General features: G+C 63.0%; 24 protein-coding genes and 2 pseudogenes. 14 read left to right on the top strand and 12 right to left on the bottom strand.

What is annotated here, in order from left to right; all coding sequences use genetic code 11:
* Positions 1–578 precede the first annotated feature (578 nt).
* Positions 579–893, top strand: coding sequence for a DUF736 domain-containing protein (locus AC6LJ5_RS03405; RefSeq protein WP_001273857.1), 315 nt, complete (start codon positions 579–581; stop codon positions 891–893).
* Between the two features lie 312 nt (positions 894–1,205).
* On the opposite strand, the gene AC6LJ5_RS03410 is transcribed toward AC6LJ5_RS03405, so the two are convergent.
* On the bottom strand, positions 1,206–1,499 hold the full coding sequence (locus AC6LJ5_RS03410) for a helix-turn-helix domain-containing protein (protein ID WP_006379425.1): 294 nt from the start codon (positions 1,497–1,499) through the stop codon (positions 1,206–1,208).
* A 287-nt stretch (positions 1,500–1,786) separates the two neighbouring features.
* On the opposite strand from AC6LJ5_RS03410, the gene AC6LJ5_RS03415 reads away from it, so the two are divergent.
* From AC6LJ5_RS03415 to AC6LJ5_RS03455, 9 genes are all read left to right on the top strand, one after another.
* Positions 1,787–2,134 (top strand): DUF2958 domain-containing protein, encoded by a 348-nt coding sequence (locus AC6LJ5_RS03415; RefSeq protein WP_016487838.1) that lies wholly within the window; start codon positions 1,787–1,789, stop codon positions 2,132–2,134.
* Positions 2,135–2,476: 342 nt separating this feature from the next.
* A complete protein-coding gene (locus AC6LJ5_RS03420; protein ID WP_003092318.1) occupies positions 2,477–3,247 on the top strand; it encodes a DUF2285 domain-containing protein in 771 nt (256 codons plus the stop codon).
* A gap of 111 nt (positions 3,248–3,358) precedes the next feature.
* On the top strand, positions 3,359–3,643 hold the full coding sequence (locus AC6LJ5_RS03425) for a helix-turn-helix transcriptional regulator (protein WP_001247107.1): 285 nt from the start codon (positions 3,359–3,361) through the stop codon (positions 3,641–3,643).
* A gap of 26 nt (positions 3,644–3,669) precedes the next feature.
* Positions 3,670–4,515 carry a replication initiator protein A gene (locus tag AC6LJ5_RS03430; protein WP_022652188.1) on the top strand — a complete coding sequence of 282 codons (846 nt, stop codon included), beginning with the start codon at positions 3,670–3,672 and terminating at the stop codon, positions 4,513–4,515.
* A gap of 241 nt (positions 4,516–4,756) precedes the next feature.
* Positions 4,757–5,395 carry a ParA family partition ATPase gene (parA, locus tag AC6LJ5_RS03435; RefSeq protein ID WP_003092312.1) on the top strand — a complete coding sequence of 213 codons (639 nt, stop codon included), beginning with the start codon at positions 4,757–4,759 and terminating at the stop codon, positions 5,393–5,395.
* Positions 5,392–5,655: a hypothetical protein gene (locus tag AC6LJ5_RS03440; RefSeq protein WP_000147048.1), complete on the top strand. Its 264-nt coding sequence runs from the start codon at positions 5,392–5,394 to the stop codon at positions 5,653–5,655. Before parA ends, AC6LJ5_RS03440 begins: the two co-directional genes overlap by 4 nt.
* Positions 5,652–6,209 carry a DUF2840 domain-containing protein gene (locus AC6LJ5_RS03445; RefSeq protein WP_023093372.1) on the top strand — a complete coding sequence of 186 codons (558 nt, stop codon included), beginning with the start codon at positions 5,652–5,654 and terminating at the stop codon, positions 6,207–6,209. The genes AC6LJ5_RS03440 and AC6LJ5_RS03445 overlap by 4 nt, the downstream gene beginning before the upstream one ends.
* Complete coding sequence (locus AC6LJ5_RS03450; protein ID WP_003092304.1) at positions 6,206–6,793, top strand: S26 family signal peptidase; 588 nt, start codon at positions 6,206–6,208, stop codon at positions 6,791–6,793. The genes AC6LJ5_RS03445 and AC6LJ5_RS03450 overlap by 4 nt, the downstream gene beginning before the upstream one ends.
* 448 nt (positions 6,794–7,241) lie before the next feature.
* Positions 7,242–9,245 (top strand): relaxase/mobilization nuclease domain-containing protein, encoded by a 2,004-nt coding sequence (locus AC6LJ5_RS03455; RefSeq protein WP_000132148.1) that lies wholly within the window; start codon positions 7,242–7,244, stop codon positions 9,243–9,245.
* 66 nt (positions 9,246–9,311) lie between these two features.
* On the opposite strand, the gene AC6LJ5_RS03460 is transcribed toward AC6LJ5_RS03455, so the two are convergent.
* The 9 genes and pseudogenes from AC6LJ5_RS03460 to AC6LJ5_RS03500 form a co-directional block, all read right to left on the bottom strand.
* Positions 9,312–9,911, bottom strand: a complete 600-nt coding sequence (locus AC6LJ5_RS03460; RefSeq protein WP_003124411.1) for an ABC-type transport auxiliary lipoprotein family protein — start codon at positions 9,909–9,911, stop codon at positions 9,312–9,314.
* A 92-nt stretch (positions 9,912–10,003) separates the two neighbouring features.
* Complete coding sequence (locus AC6LJ5_RS03465) at positions 10,004–10,933, bottom strand: MlaD family protein (RefSeq protein ID WP_000433686.1); 930 nt, start codon at positions 10,931–10,933, stop codon at positions 10,004–10,006.
* 91 nt (positions 10,934–11,024) lie between these two features.
* A pseudogene (locus tag AC6LJ5_RS03470) lies at positions 11,025–11,847 on the bottom strand (ABC transporter ATP-binding protein).
* The gene (locus AC6LJ5_RS03475) at positions 11,841–12,998 is read right to left on the bottom strand and encodes an MlaE family ABC transporter permease (protein WP_000063629.1); all 1,158 of its coding nucleotides are present in this window, start codon (positions 12,996–12,998) and stop codon (positions 11,841–11,843) included. The pseudogene AC6LJ5_RS03470 and the gene AC6LJ5_RS03475 overlap by 7 nt, the downstream one beginning before the upstream one ends.
* On the bottom strand, positions 12,995–13,615 hold the full coding sequence (locus tag AC6LJ5_RS03480) for a DUF3313 family protein (protein ID WP_000837791.1): 621 nt from the start codon (positions 13,613–13,615) through the stop codon (positions 12,995–12,997). Before AC6LJ5_RS03480 ends, AC6LJ5_RS03475 begins: the two co-directional genes overlap by 4 nt.
* A 15-nt stretch (positions 13,616–13,630) precedes the next feature.
* Positions 13,631–13,978, bottom strand: a complete 348-nt coding sequence (locus tag AC6LJ5_RS03485; protein WP_038421338.1) for a DMT family transporter — start codon at positions 13,976–13,978, stop codon at positions 13,631–13,633.
* An 80-nt stretch (positions 13,979–14,058) separates the two neighbouring features.
* Positions 14,059–17,163 carry an efflux RND transporter permease subunit gene (locus AC6LJ5_RS03490; RefSeq protein ID WP_003092293.1) on the bottom strand — a complete coding sequence of 1,035 codons (3,105 nt, stop codon included), beginning with the start codon at positions 17,161–17,163 and terminating at the stop codon, positions 14,059–14,061.
* 24 nt (positions 17,164–17,187) lie between these two features.
* Positions 17,188–18,219 (bottom strand): efflux RND transporter periplasmic adaptor subunit, encoded by a 1,032-nt coding sequence (locus AC6LJ5_RS03495; RefSeq protein WP_225984323.1) that lies wholly within the window; start codon positions 18,217–18,219, stop codon positions 17,188–17,190.
* 131 nt (positions 18,220–18,350) lie between these two features.
* Positions 18,351–19,004 carry a TetR/AcrR family transcriptional regulator gene (locus tag AC6LJ5_RS03500; RefSeq protein ID WP_498139834.1) on the bottom strand — a complete coding sequence of 218 codons (654 nt, stop codon included), beginning with the start codon at positions 19,002–19,004 and terminating at the stop codon, positions 18,351–18,353.
* An 88-nt stretch (positions 19,005–19,092) separates the two neighbouring features.
* On the opposite strand from AC6LJ5_RS03500, the gene AC6LJ5_RS03505 reads away from it, so the two are divergent.
* The 4 genes from AC6LJ5_RS03505 (at position 19,093) to AC6LJ5_RS03520 (ending at position 22,167) form a co-directional block, all read left to right on the top strand.
* The gene (locus tag AC6LJ5_RS03505) at positions 19,093–20,496 is read left to right on the top strand and encodes an efflux transporter outer membrane subunit (RefSeq protein WP_000078291.1); all 1,404 of its coding nucleotides are present in this window, start codon (positions 19,093–19,095) and stop codon (positions 20,494–20,496) included.
* Between the two features lie 93 nt (positions 20,497–20,589).
* Positions 20,590–21,495, top strand: coding sequence for a LysR family transcriptional regulator (locus AC6LJ5_RS03510; RefSeq protein ID WP_000405670.1), 906 nt, complete (start codon positions 20,590–20,592; stop codon positions 21,493–21,495).
* Positions 21,496–21,527: 32 nt separating this feature from the next.
* Positions 21,528–21,791: an EexN family lipoprotein gene (locus AC6LJ5_RS03515; RefSeq protein WP_000717310.1), complete on the top strand. Its 264-nt coding sequence runs from the start codon at positions 21,528–21,530 to the stop codon at positions 21,789–21,791.
* Between the two features lie 58 nt (positions 21,792–21,849).
* A complete protein-coding gene (locus tag AC6LJ5_RS03520) occupies positions 21,850–22,167 on the top strand; it encodes a DMT family transporter (protein ID WP_000539741.1) in 318 nt (105 codons plus the stop codon).
* A 228-nt stretch (positions 22,168–22,395) separates the two neighbouring features.
* Here AC6LJ5_RS03520 and AC6LJ5_RS03525 read toward each other — a convergent pair.
* Positions 22,396–22,575: pseudogene (locus AC6LJ5_RS03525) on the bottom strand (integrase core domain-containing protein); the annotation flags it as partial.
* Between the two features lie 101 nt (positions 22,576–22,676).
* A complete protein-coding gene (locus AC6LJ5_RS03530; protein ID WP_000043569.1) occupies positions 22,677–23,207 on the bottom strand; it encodes an SRPBCC family protein in 531 nt (176 codons plus the stop codon).
* Between the last annotated feature and the right edge of the window lie 103 nt (positions 23,208–23,310).

Raw genomic sequence — 23,310 nt, forward strand, 5'->3', positions numbered from 1 at the left:
CCGCCAACGATTCGACCGAGCCCCGCCGCAATGGGCGGGGCTGGTGTGGCTACGCCCCGGCTTGCTGCGGCAGGTTGCACGAAAGCGTGCCGTCCCCGACGCTGGCGGTTCGTTGTCTGTACGTCACGAAAGACGGTTCACCGACACGCCGCCCAGCCTCGCTTCTATGGAGCTTCCACACCACGCCTCAGTATGTGGCCGTGAGCTGCGGCAGGGGCGCTCTGGCCTTGTCGTCGGGGCATTGACCTGGCCCGCGTCAGGGCGCAAGCCGGTGCAGCCGTCACGCGGGGATGCCGAGTTGGCCACGTCTCCATTCGGGAGCGGGCGGCCTGTGCGTCCTTGTCTTGTTGTGAATCCTGGCGGTGGCGCGGCTGCGCCTTGTGCTTGATGGCCGCAACCTTGCAGCGAAAACAATTTCCCCTGCGCTGCGCGCATTCCTCGCGGGACAAATTCTTTTCGCTTCCAGGTTCTCCACGTTGTTGCGACCGCTGTGCGGTGCGACCAGCCCATCCCCCGCCGGCCGGATCACAACAAGGACGCACTGGCGCGACCTTGTTCAACCCGAAAGGAGAAACATCATGGCTAACATCGGCACCTTCACCGCAGAGAAAGACGGCTTCACCGGCACGCTTCGCACCCTGACGCTCAACGTCAAGGTCAAGCTGGTTCCCAACGACAAGGGCGACACCGAGAACGCCCCCGACTTCCACCTGCAAGCGGCTGGCCACGAAGTCGGCGCAGCGTGGAAGAAGACCAGCGAGGCCGGGCGGGAATACCTGTCCGTATCCATCGACGACCCTTCGTTCCCGGCGACGGTCTATGCCCGCCTGATCGAGAACGAGGACGGCACGCACGACCTGATCTGGTCGCGCAACAAGCCGAAGGCGGCCTGACAGCCGCTTACCGCGTCCCGCCCACTGCGGCGGGGCGCGATGCTGCTGATCGCAGCACCGCACGCGCAGGATTTCTGCTGCTGCCGCGTGCTGGATACGCCCGTCACGGCGGGCCTGCATGCGTGCCTTGTGGCTCGCAATCCGTGTCAACGAGCGGTGTGTGGCGTGTCGGCGCTGTAAGCGCCGCCGGGCTTTCGGGCTTCGCCCCGTGCCGGCAAGCCGTCACGGCCATCCGGCTTCAATCCCTCACGCCTTCGCGCCTGCGGCGCTGCGCGCTCCGCTTGCTGCAATTCAGTACCACACGCCAACGCGCTAAGGCGTGTCGGGCTCTTCCAATATCGCCCTGAGTTCCTGGCGCACCTGTGCCAGCAATTCATCAGCTTCGCGGGTGCTGTCACCGGCATAAGCCAATGTGAGCAGCGTGAGCGGATGCACTTCCATGACCTCGCACAGATCGGCCAGCTTCTGGATGGTTGGGCTTTTCAGGTCGCGCTCCAGCGTGCTCATGTAGGTGCGACTGGACACGTTGGAGAACGCTTCCTGGCTCAAACCACGCGCCTTCCTTACCGTCCGAATCGCCGCTGCCAATGAGTTCTTCGCTGCCACCTATGGTTTCCCCAAAAAACCAAGATGACAGCCCATTGCGCCCTATAGGACTACAATCTATAGTGTTCATTTGGTGGTGATGTTTTCCTTTTCCGTGCTTTTACGGAGATCCGCATCTGCGGATTTCCTCAGACCCAGGGAACCGCATCCGTGTCTTTCCTGACTTCCACCAATACGCCTTCGTGCCTCTCCGCTTTTGCGGCTTCGTGCGCTTGCGCATACGTGCATCCGTCCGCAGGCACAGATGCGCCTCGGCGATTGCGTGTGTTCGTGGAAGGGGCGCGGCCTTGACCACGCTTGTCACCGAGGAAGACCGGGTGCACCTACTGGCCCACGGCCTCACCCGCGCCGCAGGCCAGGAATGTGACCCGCTGCCCGTGGTGCGCCTGTTCACACCGGACGCACATGCGACCTGGCTATTGGCCGCGCTCGATCCGACCGATGGCGATACGGCCTACGGCCTGATCGACCTCGGGATCGGGATGCCTGCCCTGGCGACGGTGAAGCTGTCCGATCTGGCGTCCATCGTCGGGCCGCTCAAGCAGCCCGTGATACGAGATCGGTATTTCCAGCCGACGCGGCCGCTGTCGGAATACGTTCGACTGGCTCAGGAAAACGGTTCGATCACCGATTGACGCATTCCAGCGCGACCAGGCAAAAAGTATCGCATTGTGACTATTTCGGTCTTAGCCAAGACCTGGCAAGTCTTGATCCGCATGCTTGCACCAGGGTGGTGCGCTCCTGACCAAAACAGTCATGATGCCAGGCGCGAGATTCGGCACGGTGTTCAATGCTGCACCCCATTTCCGGGCGGTGCAGTCGTCGCATTTAGACGATTTCGGCAATGCACTGGAGCGAATCTGTCTTGACACCAGCAGTTAAAGCGTAACCCGAGTTTGATGACCACTTGATGGCGATTCGATAGCTCCCGCACAGCGGAATTGTGGCGACGTTCCCAGAAACAGGGAGGTTTCGCCATGACTGACCGCAGCAGCCAACACTGGTATCCCACGGCCGCGTATCTCTACACGCTGCACCTCGATGGCCCAGCGCTGGCTTGGGAGTATTTGCGCAGGAATCCAAGCTACCGGCGCGACTGGCTACGCCGGCGTCGCAAGCCTGATGCGGCGCAGGCCTGGGGCCTGCGCCTGCTGGAAGATCCCGGCCTGGATGCGCGCGACGCACATCCTGCTTGGTTCCCCGATCACGATGCCGTGGTGCAGCTATACCCCGACGCCGACCCACCACCCGATGCGCATACCTTCGAGTTCTGGCGCATTCCTGGGCGCAAGCAACTGACCCACGACGGCAAGCGCCTGGTGCTCGTATCGCATTGGCCAGGCTGCTGCGTTCGGCTGGCACTCGCACCCGACCTGGAAGATGGTTCGGCCTATCTCTACGCCACACGCGCCTGCGCCACGCCCTGTGCGCGCTACCGCACGCTCGCTGCGAAGCTGGATGCGCTATCTGCCGCAACCGTGGCCACGCCTGTGGCAACAGCCCGCTCCCGCCCCACGCCCGCCGCGCTGCTGGAACTGCATACCTTGCAAGCGCTCGACGCGACCCTCGCGGGAGCCTCCTTGCGCGAGGTGGGCGAAGGTCTGTTCGGCGCGGATGCCGTCGCGGCCGACTGGCACAAAGACAGTGCATTGCGTGCCCGCGTACGGCGGCTGGTACGCCGCGGCGATGAGCTGATGCACGGCGGCTACCGCCGACTAGCGCAGCTTCCAATGTTCCCGTCGCATTAGGGGGGACGTTTCTCGACCCGTGCGAATCGTCCCTTAGCAAGAAGCCTTGCTTTCTTGAGAGTGCCTCTATCCGGCCGCGTGGTGTGGCCGGGCTTGATGGAGGTACATCCCATGCGACCTGCTCCCTCGCGGCCTGCCGCCGCTGCCGTCACTGCGACCTCGCAGCCTCAACGCTACCTGACAAACGACGAAGCCGCCGACTACCTGCGGCTGTCGCCGCGCACGCTGGAGAAGCAGCGGGTGATCGGCGGCGGCCCCAAGTTCCGCAAGTTCGGCCGCCGCGTCATGTACGCGGTGTCCGACCTCGATGCCTGGGCCGACCAGCGCAGCTACGAGGCCACGTCCGATCCCGAATACGCCGAGCGCCACGCGGGCGACTACCGTGATGGCCGCTGATCGTCGGCGCGTGGGTGGCCTTCGCCATGTCCAGCCCGCCAGGGCAAGCCTTGCCGCAGCGCGAACAGCTCGATCTGTTCCGCGCGCTGCCGGGCGACATGGCGCCACGCGATTCCCAGGACTTGATGGCCTTTCCGTTCTTCTCGCTTGCCAAGTCGCGGCGCACGGCGCCGATCGACTTCCGCAGCGGGAACGTCACCATTCGCGTGGAAGGCACGCAGGAGCACGGCATCGCAACGATATGGGATGCCGACGTGCTGATATGGGCCGCCTCGCAGATCGTGGAGGCGCGCGACGCGGGCCTGCGCCCGTCGCGCTGGATACGCGCCACGCCTTACGAGATTTTGCGCTTCATCGGGCGCGGCACGTCCCTCAACGACTACCAGCGCCTGAAGGCCGCCCTCGACCGGCTGCAATCGACCACGGTGGCCACGTCCATCCGCGAAACCACGGGAAGGCGCTTGCATCGCTTCTCGTGGATCAACGAGTGGAAGGAACTCGCCGACGCCAGCGGCACCCCGCTGGGCATCGAGCTGATCTTGCCGGACTGGTTCTATGCCGGCGTGCTCGACGCCGCCCTGGTGCTGACCATCGACCCGGCCTATTTCCGCTTGAAGGGCGGTATCGAACGCTGGCTGTACCGCCTGGTGCGCAAGCATGGCGGGCGGCAGGAGCACGGCTGGCAATTCGACTTCCGACACCTGTACCGCAAATCCGGCAGCGCGGCCCGCTTCTCGGACTTCGCCTACGACGTGCGCGCCCTGGTGGCGCGGCAGTCGTTGCCCGGCTACGTCCTCGGCATCGAGCGGATGCCGGACGACAACACCGAGCTGCTGACCTTCCGGCCCGTGCCGCACGCGGCACGGGGATAACTGCGGGAGAACCTGTGGACGGCCTCGTGCTATCAGGAGTACCGGGTATCGTGCTATCAGGAGTACGACCCTCGTGCTATCAGGAGTACGAAAACGCCGGAAAGCCAACAACGGCGCGGGTTTGCGTTCCCTCTAACTTACCTAACAAGAAATACATAACTTTTAGTAGAAGCGCGCCGTTTCGGTGGACAACCACGAAACGGCACGGCCAGGCCGGCTTTCCAGCTCGGAGGGCCGCGCCATGATCTTCGCGTTTCTCAACCAGAAAGGCGGCGTCGGCAAGACCACGCTCGCCACGCACATCGCCGGCGAACTGGCGATGCGCGGCCTGCATGTCATCCTGCTGGATGCCGACCCGCAGGGGTCATCGCTCGACTGGACGCAGCGGCGTAGCCAGCAGGGCCTGCCCCGTCTGTTCAGCGCCGTGGGCCTTGCCCGCGAAACGCTGCATCAGGAAGCGCCAGAACTCGCCAGGCGGGCCGATCACATCATCATCGACGGCCCGCCGCGCATCGCCGCCCTCGCGCGTTCCGCGCTGCTGGCGGCCGAGCGCGTGCTGATCCCCGTGCAGCCCAGCCCCTACGACGTATGGGCTTCTGCCGAGATGGTCGCACTGATCCGCGAAGCACAGGTGTTCCGGCCAGCGCTGCGCGCGGCCTTCGTCATCAACCGGCGCGTCAGCACCACCATCATCGGCAGGGAGGCACGGCAATCGCTGGCCGAACAGCCGCTGCCCGCGCTGCGCTCGGAGATCCACCAGCGCATCGTCTTTGCCGACAGCGTAGCCGCTGGCCGGCTCGCCCGCGAAACCGCGCCCGACAGCGCCGCTGCCCGCGAGATCGCCGCGCTCACCGACGAACTGCTGCGGTGGCCGACATGACTGGGAAGCCACCACCACGCAGCAAGCGCGTCGGCATCGGTGCGCGTCCCCCAGCGAATCCGCACGCCGAAGCGTGGATTCGCCAGGGCGACGCAGATGCCGTGCAGAAAGGCGACCTCTACACCGCTCGACTGACGCTCGACATCACGCCCGCCATGCGGGCGCGCATCAAGGTGTCGGCCTTCACGCGAGGCGTGACCGTAGCCGAACTGCTGCGCGACCTGCTGGAGCGGGAGTTTCCCCCGGAGGGCACGCCGTGAACGCATCCGCTTCGACCGCCCACACCCCCAAAGCAAGTGCGCCCACGGCTGCGCCGCCGCCGGCGCCTTCGACACTCGCCGGCCAGGCCGGCAACGTGCCGCTGACGCGCGTGGCGCTGGCCTACATCGAACCGCGCTTCAAGCTCTACCTGCGCTTCGGCGAACCGGCGCGCACGCTCCAGCTCGACCGCTGGCGGCGCTGCGCCGTGTTCCTGCCGAACGCGGTTCTGTGCCGCATCCGTTGGCAGGCCAACGACTACGGCACGATCCGCTGGCAGCTCATGGTGATGCAGACCGCCACGCCGCTGGACGCCGTGCAGCGCATCCCCGGCGTGCAGCCGGGCGCGCGTCTGCTGCTGCACGCCGAAGGCGATGCCAACGTGCGCGCCGTGCTGGAACGCATCGACGGCATCGAGGCGCTGGGCATCGCAGCCGCAGACACATCGCCCGCGTACTGGCGCACGCTCGCGAACCGGCTCGCAGCGCGCTCGGCGCTACCCACATACACCGCAGAACGGCACGCCGCCTGGCTGGCCGGGAGGGCATTGCCATGACCACGATTTCCACGACCGGCCCCGTGCCGCATCCTCGCTCGCGCCTGCGCGCTCGCCTCGTGCTGGCAGGCTTCGCCACCGTCGGCCTCGCTGCGCTGGCCTGGGCGGCGTTCGTGCAGCCCCTGCCGCGAATGGCCTACAACCCGTCCGACAGCGTGGCGGTCGGTTGGTATCGCATCGAACCGTTCGACCCGCGCACCGCCTCGCGGCCACGTCCGCTGTCCGTGGACAGCATCGTGCTGATGCCGCTGCCCGACAGGGCCGCCATGCTGGCTGCGCAGCGCGGCTACCTGCCGACCCGCGTTCCGCTGCTCAAACGTGTGGGCGCAGTCGCGCCACAACACGTTTGCATCGTCGCCGGCCAGGTTCGCATCGACGGCGTGCCGGTGGCCGCCGCCCTGCCTGCCGACCGGCTGGGCCGGCCGCTGCCATCCTTGCAGCTTTGCCGCCGTCTCCAACCGGGCGAACTGTTCCTGTTGAGCGCGACCAACCCGGCGTCGTTCGACAGCCGCTATTTCGGGCCGGTCAGCGCGTTCGCCGTGATCGGCGTTGCGCATCCGATCTGGCTGGAGACACGTCCATGATGGCCGCCGATTCGCTGCACTTTGCCGCGCCTCTCATCGTGCCATCGGGCATGTCGTTCTACTGTTCGTCGCCGTGTCGTCGCGCGTGCAGTGCGGGTGCATTCGCACCGCACTTCGCGCTGCCTTCGGCGCAGCCGCCCAACGTGCAGGCGTCTTGCCTCGAACGCGCCTGGCCTGCGGCCATTGGCGTGTTCGCCGGCGGGCTGGCTGCTCGTGCAGCAGCGCCGCCGGGCCGCCGATGCCCGGAGCGGGAGCGAGGGGCAAAGGCGGAAGGCAAGACAAAAGGGTTCGGCACTCTGCCGCCCGCAAAGCCAGTCTGCACGTGGGGGTGGCGCGGCACGGCGCGGCTTCGCCGCCGTGCCGCGTGGGGCGCGAGGCACGCGCCGATGCAGGCATGTCCGCGTGCTTCGCACGCTCGGACACGCCGGAGCTTGCAGGGAGCACAGCCATGACCGACCGCGGCGACCATGATTTCTGGGTGCGCCCTGGCGCGCCGAAGAACCGAGGCAAAGGCCAGGGCCAGAGCTTCGTTTCCAAGGTGCTCAAGCAGGCTGGCAAGGCCAGCGGCGGCAAGTCGGCGGTGCGCCGTCCTACCGCTGGCGGGAGCGGCCAGCACGCCGGCCAGCGGCCCGGCTCACGGCTTGGACGCGGCCATACGGCGGCGCGCTTCGCAGGCGCAAAGCTGACCCCTATGTCACGGCGCGTGACCATCAAGACGCTGCTGGTCAACCAGCGCAACGCCAGTCCGCAGTCGCTCGCCAAGCACCTGCGCTACATCGAGCGCGACGGTGCCGGCCGGAACGGCGAGCCGGGCCGTGCCTACGGGCCGCAGACCGACGAAGCCGACCTCGATGCCTTCAAGGAACGCTGCCAGGACGACCGACATCATTTCCGCTTCATCGTCTCACCTGAAGACAGTGCGGAGCTGGACGACCTGCGCACCTACACCCGGCACCTGATGAACCGGATGGAGGCCGACCTGGGGACGCGGCTGGATTGGGTGGCGGTCGATCACTGGAACACCGACAACCCGCACACGCACCTGATCGTGCGCGGACGCGACGATACCGGCAAAGACCTCATCATCGCGGGCGACTACATCGCCCACGGCTTCCGCCATCGCGCCGCCGAGCTGGCGACGGAATGGCTGGGGCCGCGCACCGAACTGGAGATCCAGCAGACCTTGCAGCGCGAGGTGGAGCAAGAGCGGTGGACGAGCCTCGACCGCACGTTGCAGCGCGAGGCCGGCGAGGATGGCCGGGTGCAGATCGAACGCTTCAACGAACCCCGGCTGCAACGCCAGCGCCTGCTGCTGATCGGCCGCCTGCAACACTTGCAGCGCCTGGGCCTGGCCGACGAGGTGCAGCCCGGCACCTGGGCCGTCCATGCGGACGCGGAGAAGACCTTGCGTGCCCTGGGCGAGCGTGGCGACATCATCCGAACGATGCAGCGGGCCATGAGCGGCAAGCCTCGCGAGCTGGCGGTGTTCGAGCCGGGCGACGACGGCCGCACTATCGTCGGTCGCGTGGCTGCTAAGGGTCTGGCCGACGAGCTGCACGACCGCGGCTATCTGGTCATCGACGGGTTGGACGGCAAAGCCCACTACGTCGCGTTGGACGCCCGCGACGAGCTGGCGAACTATCCCATCGGCGCGGTGGTGGAGGTACGCGGTTCCGCCGAGGTGCGGGCGGCCGACAAGAACATCGCCACGCTGGCGAGCAATGGCCTGTACCGCACCGATCACCACCTGGCGATCGAGCAAGGCCGAGCCAAGCCCGGCCGCGACCCGCAAGAGGCTGTGGCGGCCCATATCCGCCGGCTGGAAGCCCTACGGCGGGCCGGCATCGTGGAGCGCGTGGCCGAGGGGTTATGGAAGGTGCCGGACGACTTGGCCGAGCGTGGCCGCCAGTACGACGCGCAGCGGCTGGGCGGCGTGGCGGTCGAACTGAAATCGCATCTGCCGATTGAACGGCAGGCCCGCGTCATCGGCGCGACCTGGCTGGATCAGCAGTTGATCGGCGGCGGCAAGGGACTGGGCGACCTGGGCTTTGGCGGCGATGCTAGGCAAGCCTTGCAGCAGCGCGCCGACTTCCTCGAAGAACAGGGGCTGGCCCAGCGGCGCGGGCAGCGGCTGATTCTCTCCCGGAATCTGCTGGAAACGCTGCGCAATCGGGAGCTGGCGCAGGCCGCCCAGCACATTGCCGCCGATAGCGGATTGGAGCATCGGCACGTCACAGACGGGCAGCGCGTAGCCGGCATCTACCGGCGCTCGGTCATGCTCGCCAGCGGTCGCTATGCGCTGCTCGATGACGGCATGGGATTCAGTCTGGTGCCTTGGCGGCCGATAATCGAGCCACGACTGGGGCAGCAGATCGCCGCGACTGTACGCGGCGGCGGTGTGTCATGGGAGGTTGGACGGCAAAGAGGTCCTGGGATTGGATCGGGGCCGTAGGCTGTCGTACCGAGTTAAGGTGTCGAGCAGCGTTTTGGCCCTAGCTTCTGTGCTCCGTTAAGACGACTAGTCTGTGCTTATCGACGACGCTGTGGGTGCATGGTTGCTTGCCAATTCCGGTGCAACTCGCAAACGCGCTGCCCCGACCTGAACTGCCCATTCAACGATCTGCCCGGCCAATATATCCGTGGCGACACCGAACGCGCTCACCACATCGGCCTCTCGCTTGCTGCCTGTGGCTTGGATTGCTTCGAAGCGTCTACTGGCAATAGCAGTCCGTTTGGCCGGATCGACCAGTTGCACATCGAGCCGAACCGCGGCGATCGCTTCAGTGCCGCGGTATTCGAGCTGGAACGCCCGCAGCGTACTGCGCAACTCCATATCGGCGCTCATTGGGGTGCTATCGGTAATCACGGAAGTCGACCGCCCATCGCGCATGAAGGCTTCGACGATTCGGTCACGCAGCAGCACCGGTGCGGGGTCGGCCCAACGCACTCCTTGCCAAGCCGACAAGCGACCATCGGGCTGCGCAATGAACAGCCGCTCCGAATCCAGGACGCGACTACTCTCAGGGGCGTAGACGCGCAGCGCCCCGGGTCCCGGAACGGCGCGCGGCGTACTCTCCGCCTGGGCGATGTGATAGTCGGGCAATTTGTAGGTGACCATTGGAGCTGCTTTGGGAAGCACACTGCACGCGGACAAGCCGAGTACTAGCGTCATAGTCACGGCAGCGACGGGAATCATCCTGGCGGAAGTGTTCACGGCTTGGTTTCCTCAATGTTCTCTCCACCGAGCAGGTATTGCGCCGGATTGCGATCCAGTCGGCGCAGCACGGTGTTTAGATTGGCCAGCGCCTGCTGGAGTTCGTGCATGGCAGGACCTGTGGCGGCCAAGCCCTGGTTCAGCGATTCCTGATTGTTTTGCAGTAGCGTCTCAACCCTGAAAGCGGCGCGTTCGAGGGATGCCGTTGCATCACGCGTGTTCACCATGATTTGCTTACCATCGTTATTTAGTAGCAGGTTGGCATCGCGAAGAGTGCTATTTGCTTGGCGCACGGCAGCTGTCGATTCTCTGCTTGCTTCGGTCAGATTGCTGATTAACGTCGCGATCTCGGCCCTCTGGTCAGCGACCGCGCCCGTGGTCTGTTCAAGATTCACCAGACTGCGGTGCACAAGAGCCAAATTCTCCTTCGACAGTAACTCCTGCGTGCGCAGCAAGATGCCGTTGAGTGTCGTCATGCTGTTCCCCTCACCGGAGACCAGGGATGCCATCGCCGAACGTGGTGCGAGGATCAACGGTTCCTCGTCCTCTCTCCGATCCAGCAATGGCACGTTTGGCCCACCGTCGCTCAACTCGATCACCGCGTTGCCGGTAATTCCCGTGATGACCAATTCAGCGCGGGTATCCTGCCGGACCGGGATGGTGGCATTGATGCGTACGCGCGCTATCGCCCGCCTTGGGTCTCGCGGTGAAAGAGAAAGTGCAACGACTTCGCCAATCGTGATTCCGCTGTACTGAACCTGGCTGCCGGGCGTAAGCCCGGTCACTGGCTCATCGAACATAATCCGGTAATACTGGTAATCGTGGTCGGAACGTGTGTCGCTGAGCCAAAGCGCGAAGCCAATACCAATCGCACCGAGCAGCACGACGAACAGACCAATGAATACATGATGGGCACGTGGTTCCATGATCAGACCACCTCGTTCTCAGAGTTTAAATATTGCGTGCGCCCAGCCCAATGCGTGCGCGACGGAAGAATGATGCAGATGCGGAGGGGTTTCATGGCTGCGTCTCTTGGCTGGAAGCACCAGTGGCCTGTGCGGCCGCACGGCCACGGGGGCCGTGAAAGTATTCCTGTATCCACGGGTGCTTGAAGCGCTCGACTGCCTCGATGCCGTCGTTGATGAGTACCTTCTGGTTCGCCAGGACCGCGACACGGTCGCATATGGTGTACAGCGTATCGAGGTCGTGGGTTACCAGAAACACCGTGAGGCCCAGTGCATTGCGCAGGGTCAGAATCAATTGGTCGAAAGATGCAGCCCCGATTGGATCCAGTCCTGCGGTGGGTTCGTCAAGAAACAGGATGTTCGCATCAAGCGCCAAGGCTCTCGCCAGTGCTGCTCGTTTCACCATGCCTCCGGACAACGAGGCCGGATACTTGTCTCCCGCTCCGGCAGGCAACCCCACCAAGCCCAGCTTGCTTCTTGCCAAACGCTCGGCAAGAGGCCGCGCCAGACCGACATGCTCGATCAAAGGAAGAGCGACGTTCTCCAAGACGGTCAGCGATGAATACAACGCGCCCTTCTGGAACAGAATGCCGAACCTTCGCTCCATACGCGCGCGCAAGCCATTGGGCTCGCAGTAGGTCGCGCCCCCCGATACGGACCACGCCCGAATGCGGCTTCTGCAGCCCGACGACGCTACGCAAGAGCACGGATTTCCCGGTGCCTGACCCTCCCACCACGCCAAGGATTTCCCCGCGCCGCACGTCCAGGTCTAGGTCCTGATGGACCTGCTGGGTTCCAAACCTGTTGTCCAGGCCGCGCACTTCAATAGCGTGTCGCACACCGTTGTCGGTGTCTTGCTTCACCGCGCTCACCAGCCCATCTCCATGAAGAACAGTGCAGCGATGGCGTCTATCAGGATCACCATGAAGATTGATTGCACGACACTAGACGTCGTGTGGTCGCCTACCGACTCAGCGCTACCGGCGACCTTGAACCCTTCATGGCAGCCGATAGCGGCGATCATCACCGCGAAGAGCGGGGACTTGCTCATTCCGACAAGAAAATGGCGCACCTCGATTTTTTCCTGCACGATGGCAAGGAACTGTGCGGGAGGAATTTCCAAGCTCAGTGCGCATACGGTGGCGCCGCCCGCAATGCCAGCCAAGATGCCTACTAAGGTGAGCAGTGGCAAGGACACAAGAAGCGCCAGCACGCGTGGCAGCACCAGTAACTCGATGGGGTCGAGCGCGTTGGAGCGAAGCGCATCGATCTCTTCATTTGCCTTCATCGAACCGATTTGGGCGGTGTACGCGCTTGCGGTACGGCCTGCAATCAATATGGCCGGGAGCAGCACTCCGAACTCGCGCATGAACGAGAAGGCGACCAGATGCACCGAGAAGATGCTCGCACCGAAGTTGGCCAGCACCGTTGCTCCCAGGAACGCCACCACCATTCCTACCATGAAGCTCAGTAGCGCCACGATGGGAATGGCGTCCACCGCTGATCGCTGGATTTGAGCGATCACCGAGGTCGCGCGCCAGCGACGCGGGTGACGAACGGTACGGCTCCATGTTTCGATGATCTGGCCCACGAACCCGGCCAGACCAAGACACGCACGACAGCCCTGTTCCAAGGTCAGGCCTATGCGTCCCAGACCGCGGAGCAGAGGATTCCCGCTCACCGCTGCTTTCTCCGTCTTCTGCTGATCGGTAGCAGCGGCGGCCAGCGCTCTCATTAGGGCGAGGCGATCCGAGGACAGATTTGGAGCTGCCTCCGGCCGGTCGAGTATCGAGTCTGGCCCGAGAATTTCCACCAGCAGAGCCGCGCCGGCGGTGTCCAGTCTCTGGACTTGCGTCCAGTCGAGTAAGGGAGTGGCGTACCCCTCGGCATGACTGATGCGGGCGGCGGACACGGATTTTGCCAGACTGGCGTAGTGCTCTATCGTCCAGTCGCCACCCGCCAGCCATTTGTGATCACCGCCGACCATGGCATCCTGCCGGAGCCAAGCCTGTGAAGCGTTGCTCATGGCTGCGTGTCCCGCCAAGCGCTGTCGATGCGCTCGATGCAGTTCGTGATCGCCGCTTTGGCATGACCCAGCAATGTGTACGAACCGGCGAACTCTTTAATGACGTTGCCGCGCTCGAAGCAACTGGCGGCAGCAACCCGGCGTCCCGTCCTTAAATCGACTGCTTCGAACTCTAGGCTGGCACCACCCGTCGTCACGGGTCCAACCAGCAGGGTCGTCATTGCATTGACTGCCCGATTCGGTGTCTGCAGTTCGGTGACCGCTACACGCACCCGAACCTGTCCCGCGCCACCTGGGGGGGCGGGACTTTTGCCTTCCTGGCGTTTCAGTTCGCTCGTCACATGGTCTAGCACTTCGCGCTGCTGCGCGTCATCGAGCCCATCGATGCGACCCGAGGCGGTCTTGATCTGCGCTTCTTCCACCACGACAGCGGCATAACGCTTGGGCTCGAATCCCGCTGCGCGGTACATCAGTACGTTCTCGTATCGTGTCGGCGATAACTTCTCGTAGTCGCCGAGAAATCCGGAGCGCGTCATGCTGTTGGTCGCGCATCCAGAGAGCGCGCCTGCTACGCAAAAAAAGATGCCGCCGCGGATCAATGCAGTTTTGCTCTTCATAATGGGTCTCCTTGATCAAACGAAACTAAGACAGGCAATGCCTGCTGCGATGAGGGCGGTGCCAGACCAGCGCGTTACCGATGCGACATCGCCTAGTAGGAGGGCGCCGACGCCCAAGTTTCCAAGTAGCCCGATTCCTGCCCAGGCTGCAGAGGCCGCGCTGATCGGAATCCGCTTGAGCGCGAACCACAAAAGTGCGCCGCTGGCCGCCATGCACGTCACTGCCACACAGAGGCCGACCCAGCGCATCGGACCGCCCGCCGTGATGGCCCGCAGGCCCAGTGGATAGCCCGCTCCTAGAACCCCTGCGGCAATGACAATCGACCAGGATTTCCAGATCAGCGGATGGGTGCTGAATCGCATAAGCCTAGCGAGACATACGCATGAAGCGTGGGTGCATACGAATTCTGAGAATGCGCAGCACGCGGCGGCTCGCAAGAGACTCATGAGCGATCTCCATGCGCGGTGGCGACACTCAGGTTCCACGGCCCAATTCGCTTGATTCCAAACAGGACTTCGTAAAGCAGCGGAATCAAGCCCAACGTCACCAGCGTTCCGAGTGCCAGCCCACCGATCATCGCGATCGCCATCCCTTTCCATAATGGTCCGGAGAAGAGCATGAGTGGCACCAGTCCCGAAATGCAGGTGACCTTGGTCATCACGATTGGACGAAGCCGTTGTATCGCGGCCCCAACCAAGGCTTCATGGCGTGGCAGGCCTTCCGCTAGCCCCTGGTCGATGCGTTCCAGCAAGAGCACGGCGTTGTTGACAATGATCCCGAACAGGGCCAGTACGCCGAAGGTCGCCATGAAGCTGAAAGGTGTGCCGGTCAGCTTCAGAGCCAATACCACGCCGATAAGCGTGAAAGGGATCGTCGCGAGGATCACACCGAGCTTGCGGAAAGAATTGAACTGCCATACGAACAGCATCAGCATCGCCAGAAATGCGAGGGGCATGTAGGTCGACAGCGCGGCGTTCGATTCGGCGGCTTCCTCGATCTCGCCGCCAAGTTCAACCGAGTAGCCCGCGGGCAGGTCCAGGGCAGCGACGCTAGGCGCCAGGCGGTTGATGATCTCCTGGGCGGTGTAAGAGGTGTTCTGTCCTTGCACGGTGATCGTGCGGATGAGATTGCGCCGTTGGATGACCGAGGGCTCGCTCGCGAGCGATACGTCTGCGACCTGAGCCAGCGTCACCGCTGGACCGCCGTTGGTGGGATAGATGAGCGTCGCGCCTACGTCTGCCGTGCTGCGACGCTCGCTTACGATACTGCGCAGGACGATCGGGACGGAGGTGTCACCGTCGCGAATAACCGAGATCGATCTGCCGCTGTAGCGGACATCCAGCCCGCCAGCGATGTCTTCAGTCGTCACGCCCGCCCGACGCGCGCGGTCCTGGTCGACCCGTACGTCGATGCGGCCAACGCGCGTATCCCAATCGTTCTTGACGTTGATGGTGCCGGGCAGCTTGCGCAGCGCTGCTTCGATTTTGGACGCGGCCCCCAACAATACCTCCTCATCCGGACCGCTGACGCGATAAATGGCAGTCCCTGACTCGGTCGCACCGAGCGAGAAACGCTTGGGCTCGGCGCGCACGTCGCCATGTGCTTGCGCAAAGTAGCTGCGGGTGCGGGCGAGGACGGCGTCGATGTCGCTCTTCGGCTTCAATGTGACAACGAAGTACGCGATGTTCGATGCCGGCAGTGGTGGATTCAGGCTAAGGATGAAGCGCGGGCCACCATCGGCGACGTAGCCGATGTGATCGGAGACTTCTGGATTGATGTTCGTGTCGCCCAGCCAACCACTGATCTGCTTCACGCGGGCGAGCGTTTCGCGCGAGTCGGTACCGGGGGCGAGCTGCACCGGAATCTGGAACTGAAGCCGGTCGGACTTGGGCATGAAATCGTACGGCAGGGTGGTGAAGCCATACAGCGCAATGGCAAGCGCCGCGATCATCGACGCTACATAGACCGCCTTATGGTGGAGCACCCACTCCAGTACGCGCCGGTAGCCACGGTAGAAGCGGGTGTCATAGGCGTCGCCCTGCTCCTGCTTGTGATGGGGTTTGGCGAAGTGGTAGCACAATAGGGGCGTGACAGTCAGGCACAGCAGCCACGAAGCGAACAACGTCAGTGCCAGCACGACCACGAGATTGTGCAGATACTCGCTCGTGGCGTTCTGGCCAAAAAAGAACGGCGAGAACACGATCACGATCACGAGCGAGGACGTGAGCAGCGGAATGGCGAGCGTGCGGCCCGCCTCGAGGCAGGCATGCTTACGATCTTCGCCACCGGCCAGGCGGCGTTCGATGTCTTCGGCAATCACAATGCCGTTGTCCACCAACAAGCCGAGCGCAATGATGATGGCGCCCATCGAGACGTTCTGAAGCTCGATGTTCATCGCGCGCATGACGATGAGTGCACTGAGGATCGTCAACGGCACGATCATGCCCACGATGATCCCGGTGCGCCAACCGAGAAATAGCACGACGACACCGAGGACGACGATGATCGTCTCCATCATGACGTGGTTCATTTTGCCCATCTCGTGCTTGACGACATCGGCCTGGAAAGTGACGTATGACAGATCGAAACCCGCCGGCAGCAGCTTCTCCTGGTCTGCAACCCGTGCTTTGAGCGCTTTTCCGAACTGCTCCACGTTCTGACCGGAGGCCATCGAAACCGCCATGACGACAGCGGGCTGGCCTTTGTAGATGGCAGCAGATTCCGGCGGATCGGCTGGCCGCACACTCACCTGCGCCAGTTCACCCAATGCGATCGTCGGCACGGGCGCCGTACTACTTTGCGGTCGTGGCAGCGCGATCGGCATTGCTCGCAGGGAGGGAGCGTCACGCACTTCGCCACTGACCGCCAAGGTTGCATTGATGCCGCCGACAACAATTTGTCCACCCGAAGCGACGACGTTCTGTTTGACGAGTTGGTCGATCACCCCCTGTGGTGTCAGCTCCAATCGCGCGAGCCTAGGCCGATCGAATTCGAGATAGACGCGCTCTTCCTGCAGGCCGTAGAAAGTGATGCGCTCAATACCAGGCACGGTGTACAGGCGGTCGCGCATCTGCTTGAGCGCGACGCGCATCTCGCTCATGGAGTAACCTGGTGCAGTGACCGCAATCGAGGCAACCGCGACGCGGCCGAAGTCTTCGTCGACGAAAGGCCCCATCGTGCTCTGTGGTAAGGCATCCTTCGAATCGGCGACCTTGGCCCGGACGCGCTGCCAGATCGGTGCCAAGTCGGTGTAGCGGTCCCAGATCGTGACCTGGATCATGGCGCTGCCTGCGCGCACGGTGCTCGTCACGCGCTTGACCTCTGCCAGTTCGCGCAAGCGCTCCTCGATCGGCCGGGCAATGAGTTGCTCAACGCGTTCGGCGGGCAGCCCCGGGTTCAACGCCGTGACCATCGCATCGCGGACCGTGACAGTCGGCTCCTCCTGAGAAGGAAAATTCAGGAAGGTCGCGATGCCGGCGACGAAAATGATGAGCGCTACAAAGTAGGTAAGTCGACTGGCGCGCAGCGCCATCTCGGTGATCTTCATGATGAAGTAACCTGGTGGATCGCGTTAGCGCTTGGTCAATTGAGTGGTGGCTTCCAGTGGTGTCACTGGCTGTCCATCGGTGAGCCATCCTCCTCCGGCGGCAACCACCGTCTCGCCGGGCTTGAGTCCAGCGAGGACGCGCGCGCTGTCTCCTTCCTGTACCGGCGTGAAGCGCACCGCGCGACGGTGCACCTTCTTATCTTCAGGGGTGTAGACGAAGACGGAAGCCTCGCCCGGCTTCGTGCCGAGCACCAGCGAGGCATAAGGTATGGATACAGTCTCGGGCCGAGAGGTCTTGGAGGTTGCCGCAGGTGCGTCGAGCACGACCTGTACGGGAATACCTGGCCGAAGTGCGCGCGCTTGCGCGTTATCTTCAGGCACTAGCACCACGGGTAGGAGCGAGCCATTTTCGGCGCGCAGACCGACACGACGTACCACCGCTCGGATTGGTTGTTCGGCTCCGCTCCAGCTCAGTTCTGCGCGTTGGCCGACATCTATGTGAGGTGCCTGTGTAGTAGACGCGTTCGCGATGATCTCAGTGCCACTGCGCACGCCGTCGACCTGAAATACCGGCGCACCAGCAGCAATGTCGGTGAACGCCAAAGCCAGCTTTTCCGCCACGACACCATCGAAAGGAGCGACGATCATCGTGCCACGTTGTGCTCGTTCGGCCAGGCCAAGCGCCGCCTTGGCAGTGCGCGCTTGACCCTCTGCGACCGCTAGCTGCGCCTTCGCGCTCTCGAACGCAGCAGGGGAGATGACTTCGCTTTCGAGCAACCGGCGCTGTTGATCTGTCTGTACACGTCGATCCATCAGGCCGGCTTCGGCGGCCGCCAGGGATGCTTGCGCTTGTGTCACGCGAAGCCGGTCAGGTTGCGCATCAAGTTCTGCCAGGACTTGGCCGCGGGAGAACCGTTCACCCACGTCGACGTTCAACTTGGCGATCCGTCCTCCTGTTTCAAATCCTAGGATGCTGCGCTCGGTTGCTCGCGCCGAGCCAGTCAATTCGATGCGAGAGCTATGCGGGAGATCCGACTGCGCGGCGGCGAGCTTCACTGCGCGCGGAGGCTCGGATACGGTGGATTGCGAGTTTCCGCACCCTGAGAGCAGAGTCGAAATGGATAGTGTGCAAGCAACCGCCAAGGAGCGCGGTGCGCACGCGGTCATGACACCGCTACGGACGCGACTCATGTGCGTCCTTTTGCCGGGACAAGTTCGAGATGGCCCGAGGCGAGATCCTGGAGCGCCCGAAAGAAATGCCGCCGCTCTGCGGGTGCGAGTATTGGCAAACCCAGAAGATCGGCGAACAGGGCGCCATCCAATGCCAGCATGATGAGTGCCGCGGTCTCGGTGCCACGCGGGGATCGACGCACGCGTTCGTACTGCACGCGGTAACACTCGCGCAGTGGGTCGAGAAGTGTTGGATCTTCCGCAGCTGCCGCGAGCAGCGCTGCGCCCATCTTCTGCATCTCGTCGTCGGGCATCGCTTCCACCTGGCTCGACAGCCAGGGGTCCGGATCTCCGGCAAACCTGCGCTCGTGATTGGCTTGTACCGCGTCGAGCGCCCGGATCATCTCGTCGATCAGTGTCACGAACAAATCGCGTTTGGTCTTGAAGTGATAGAGAAACGCCCCTTTGCTCAACCCGGCCCGCACAACGACGGCGTCCAGTGTCAAGCGACTGGCACCTTCCTCCAGCACCAGTTCGCGGGCGGCCTGCAGGATGCGGTCGCGAGTTCGCTGGGCTCCTTGCTGGAGGCCGGGCTGCGCATCGGCGCTGCTATGGGCAGTGGACGGGGGGGGCAACTTTGTTTTCGCGCGGGGCGGCATGGTCGTGCTCAAAAAAAGCTTGAGTCATATACAGTCCAGACGGTATGGTAGAAGCCATACAACAGTCCGTCAAGACTTTTTCGGAGCGCAAGGAGCTGCCATGTCTCAAATTCTTGAACGCTATCGCCTCATTGCCATGATTTCTCCGCTACTGCTTCTTGCGGCCTGCAGCCATGCCCCGCACTCTGCCGATCCACCTCGCCTGGATGTACCGGCCCATTTCTCAAATGAAGAGGGAGGTGAAGGCATCTTGGACAAATCGTCCCGCCGTACTCTTCCCGTCGATTGGTGGACGGCCTACGGCGATCCGCACCTCAATGCCTTGGTCCGGGCGGCGCTGGAGCGCAATACCGAACTGACGATTGCGCGAGCGCGCGTGGACGAGGCATCGGCCGCCACGCGGCGAGCACGGGCCTCCCTGCTCCCCTCGTTGTCCGCGGGCACGCAGGCAACTCGAGGACGCGACTATTCAGAGAACGTTGCAATCGGCAATGATGGCCGCGCCACGTTGTCCGCATCGTGGGAGGCAGACCTGTCGGGACGGCTTTCGCAGGCAGCAGAAGGTGCGCGCCTGGATGCGGTGGCAGCCGAACAAGCGTGGGTTGCCACGCGGTGGCAGGTCGCGTTTGAAACAGTGTCGGCGGCTGTGCAGCAGCGCCAAGCCAGTGAGCTCGAAGCGCTAGCCGCGGCGCGGCTGGCATCCGCAGAACGACTCGTCTTGCTGATGCAACGGAAGTTCGAGGCCGGACAAGCTACCGGCTTCGACATCGAGCGTACCCGCGCCGGCGTCGTCGCACTGCGCGTGGAGCAAGAGCAACTGCGGCGTGCGCGCGGCGAGGCGACGCATGCACTCGATGTACTAGTGGGACAAACGCCCGGAGCGCCTGCAGCTTCCCCAACTCTTGCGTCGCTCGCCGTCCCGGACTGGACACCGACACGCATACCTGCGGACCTGCTGAGTGAGCGGCCCGACGTGCGCGCCGCCGAAGCGAAGTTCGCCGCCGAAACCGCGCGCTGGAACGCAGCCGAAGGCGAACGCTTCCCCAGGCTGGTGTTGGACCTGAGCGGCGGACGGCAGCGCGTAGAGAGTGTGGGAACCCGCATCACTGGAAACATTTTTTCACTTGGGGCCGGGGTGTCGTTGCCGATCTTCGATGGTGGCGCGATCCGTGCCGGCATCGAGACCGGAGAGGCGCGCAGCCGAGCTGCCCGTGCGGAGTTCGAGCGCACTTTGTTGAGTGCTTTGCAGGACGTAGAGAACGCATATCTCGGTTGGCATACGCAGCACGCAGCACTGGAGCATCAGGCCGAGGGTGTCGCAGTCGCGGAGCGTCAGCTCGATCGCAGCCGACGTCTGTTCGAGGCGGGACAAGTGGACGCCACGGTGGTGGCCGAGGCTGAGGCCGGGGTGCTGTCAGCGCAGGCTTCGCTGATCCGCACGCGGGCCGAGACAGCCATGCAATGGGGCGTCCTGGCAAAAGCATTATCCGGCTCTCCTGTTTGATCGCAGAAACATGCTGGAGCAGCTTGCGAAGGCTAGCTAAATAGCGTGACGCAAGGCGAAGGTGGTGAGGCCTGAGTGATGAGGAATGCGAACATGGAAATTCGACACCTGCGCTACTTTCTGGCGGTGGCAGAGGAGCTGCACTTTGCCCGAGCCGCAGAGCGCCTCCACATAGAGACATCGCCGCTGTCGCGCGCCATCAAGGAACTTGAGGAAGAGTTGGGCGTAGCGCTATTTGCGAGAACCACTCGGAGCACCCGCTTGACTCGTGCGGGCAGGCTCTTCTTTGAGAGCGTGCCGCGTGTCTTCGCAGCTTTGCAGCAGGCGCGCGACAGTGTGAACGCCGCAGCCAATGGCTTTCATTGCCAGCTCCGTATTGCATTGTCTGATGGAATCACGCCATCGCGCCTGCCTGCGTTGTTGGCGCTCTGCCGGCAGGAAGAGCCGGAAGTGGAAGTTCGCTTCTTCGAGGTGCCTTTGGCACAGCAAATCAAGGGATTGTGTGGCGAACTGTACGATCTCGGCTTCGCTCAATCGGATGAAGTCGGCGAAGGCATCATCGCCGTGCCGGTGTGGAGTGACCCTCTGATGGTAGCTGTGCCCGCACGGCACCCCTTGCTATCCCACAAACAGATTCCCCTAGAAGAGCTGTTGCGGTATCCGCTGGTGCTCTGCGACGCGGTGGCGTGTGAGGGCCATGCTCGGCAAGTTGAACGGGTGCTACGTCGCGTGGACATAGAGCCACTGATTGCCGAACGCGTGACTTCCAGCGATCTAATGATGGTCCTGGTTTCGGCGGGACTTGCACTAGGCCTCACAGGAGGCGCGCATATCACAGCCAGCAGGGAACAGGGGGTGGTCGCACGGCCGCTGACTGGACGTTCGCCAATGCTCACGACCTATCTACTACGGCCGGCCAGCGAGCCGTCAGAAATGCTGACTCGCTTCATGGAACGCGTTCATTCGATCAAATCTCCAGATGCCAAAGGTCGGCGGTAAACCATCACACAATCTCCCAAAGAAAATTAACCATGAAGAAGATTGCTCTCATATTGCTTTCCTCGACATTGGCAGCCTGCAGCCCATCTGGGAAACCAGATAAAGCCAACCTTCCGACAGTCGATGAATTAGCGCTCAATCCTGAGCGTCTGAAAGAGTTGCGCAAGCAATGCAAGTTGGATCGACCAATGCTGGGCGACCAACTATGTAACCGGGTTGCCGAGGCTACGCGAAAGCGCTTTTACGAAGATGGCGATGTGCCCCACACCACGCCTAAAGAGCCGCCGAAGTTCTAAGCTGGTGGTCATGCCGGAGTATGTATGCCGGATATGAAAAATTTGAAGGAGAATCGCAATGGGTTGGATCTATCTTGTTTTGGCTGGATTGTTTGAAATCGGATGGCCGGTCGGGCTGAAAATGGCGCAAGAGCCAACATCGCGTTGGAGTGGGGTCGCAGTAGCCGTCTCTTTCATGACAATTAGCGGCGCCTTCCTATGGCTTGCTCAGCGTCAGATACCGATTGGGACTGCTTATGCGGTGTGGACGGGTATCGGAGCGGCGGGAACTTTCTTAGTCGGAATTCATTTCTATGGCGACCCAACCTCCCTGATGCGATACCTTGGCGTGGCGTTGATCATCCTGGGCGTTATCACGCTCAAGTTATCGAGTTGATCGCTAGCTCCATTGGTAGCGTAGTCGCTAGGCGACCCAGCTCCCAGAGTGGATCGGGCGCTGGGAACTCGTACGGTCACCTCCTCTCTCTAGTCGCTATGTGACGAGCTTGCCGGCGCCTCGGGAGAGTTCGAGCCAGTGCGCGTAAGGCGGTGGGAGCACCCATTCCGGGTGGCTCCACCTTCAGTGCCTGCGCCAAGGTGACCTGAGTACGAACTTTGTAGCCAGTCAGGCAGTGAGTTCGGAGGGGATGCTATCGGATTGGATCCAGTTGCGCCGGATCGTCGCCGGCGGTTTGTAAGCATGCGCGCTATGCGGCCGCTGCTCGTTGTAGAACTGTCGCCAACGTTCGATCAGCACCTTCGCTTCGGTCCGACTGCGGAACCATTCGCGGTTGAGCAGTTCGTCGCCCATCGTTGCCTGCGAAGTCAGGACCAGCAGAATCCTGAGGGGAGTTCTCATCATGGTTTTCTCCGTTCAGACGCTTGGGATCAAGCGGCCGGAGACCACTACGCCTGCTTGGCTTTGCGCGCTGCCTCGACCAAGCTGTCGAGCCAGTCCTGATGGCCGTTGATCATCGGGTTGGGTTTGGCGTTGTGCAGCTCCTCGGCCGGTTTGCCCTTCTGAGTTTCCTGCGTGAGGATGCGCACGCGCCTGCCGTCCAGGTTCTCAACCAGCCAGGCGTGATGCACATCCAGGCGCGTATCTGTGCCTTCCTCGCCGGACCAGCCGTGCCAGGCCACGCGGCCGGGTTGCCCATCCGCAGGTGGCACGTATTCGTTGCACTGCCCCTCTACCGGGAAGCCGAAGGTCTCGAAGTAAAACCGATCGCCGTCGGCCAGTACCGGGCCTTTGCCGTCATGAAAGCACACGTTAGCCGAGTTGGCGTAGTAGCTTGGCCACAGCGATGGTGTGACGAGTAGAGGCCATACGTCGGCCGCGCTCAAGCCGGCGGCGATGATCTCATTGGAGGCGAAATTCTCAGTAAAGCCCGGCGTGTAGCCTTCGGGCCAGAGGATGGCGTTCTGTTGCTTGCTCATATCGAAGCTCCTTCACAAAATGTCGATGACGCAACAGGGGTGGCTGCGTCATTCAAGTGGTCATGGAGCAAATCATGAGCCTCCATCTGCAATAAGTGAAATC

Source organism: Achromobacter sp. 1011791174 (genome assembly GCF_059760925.1).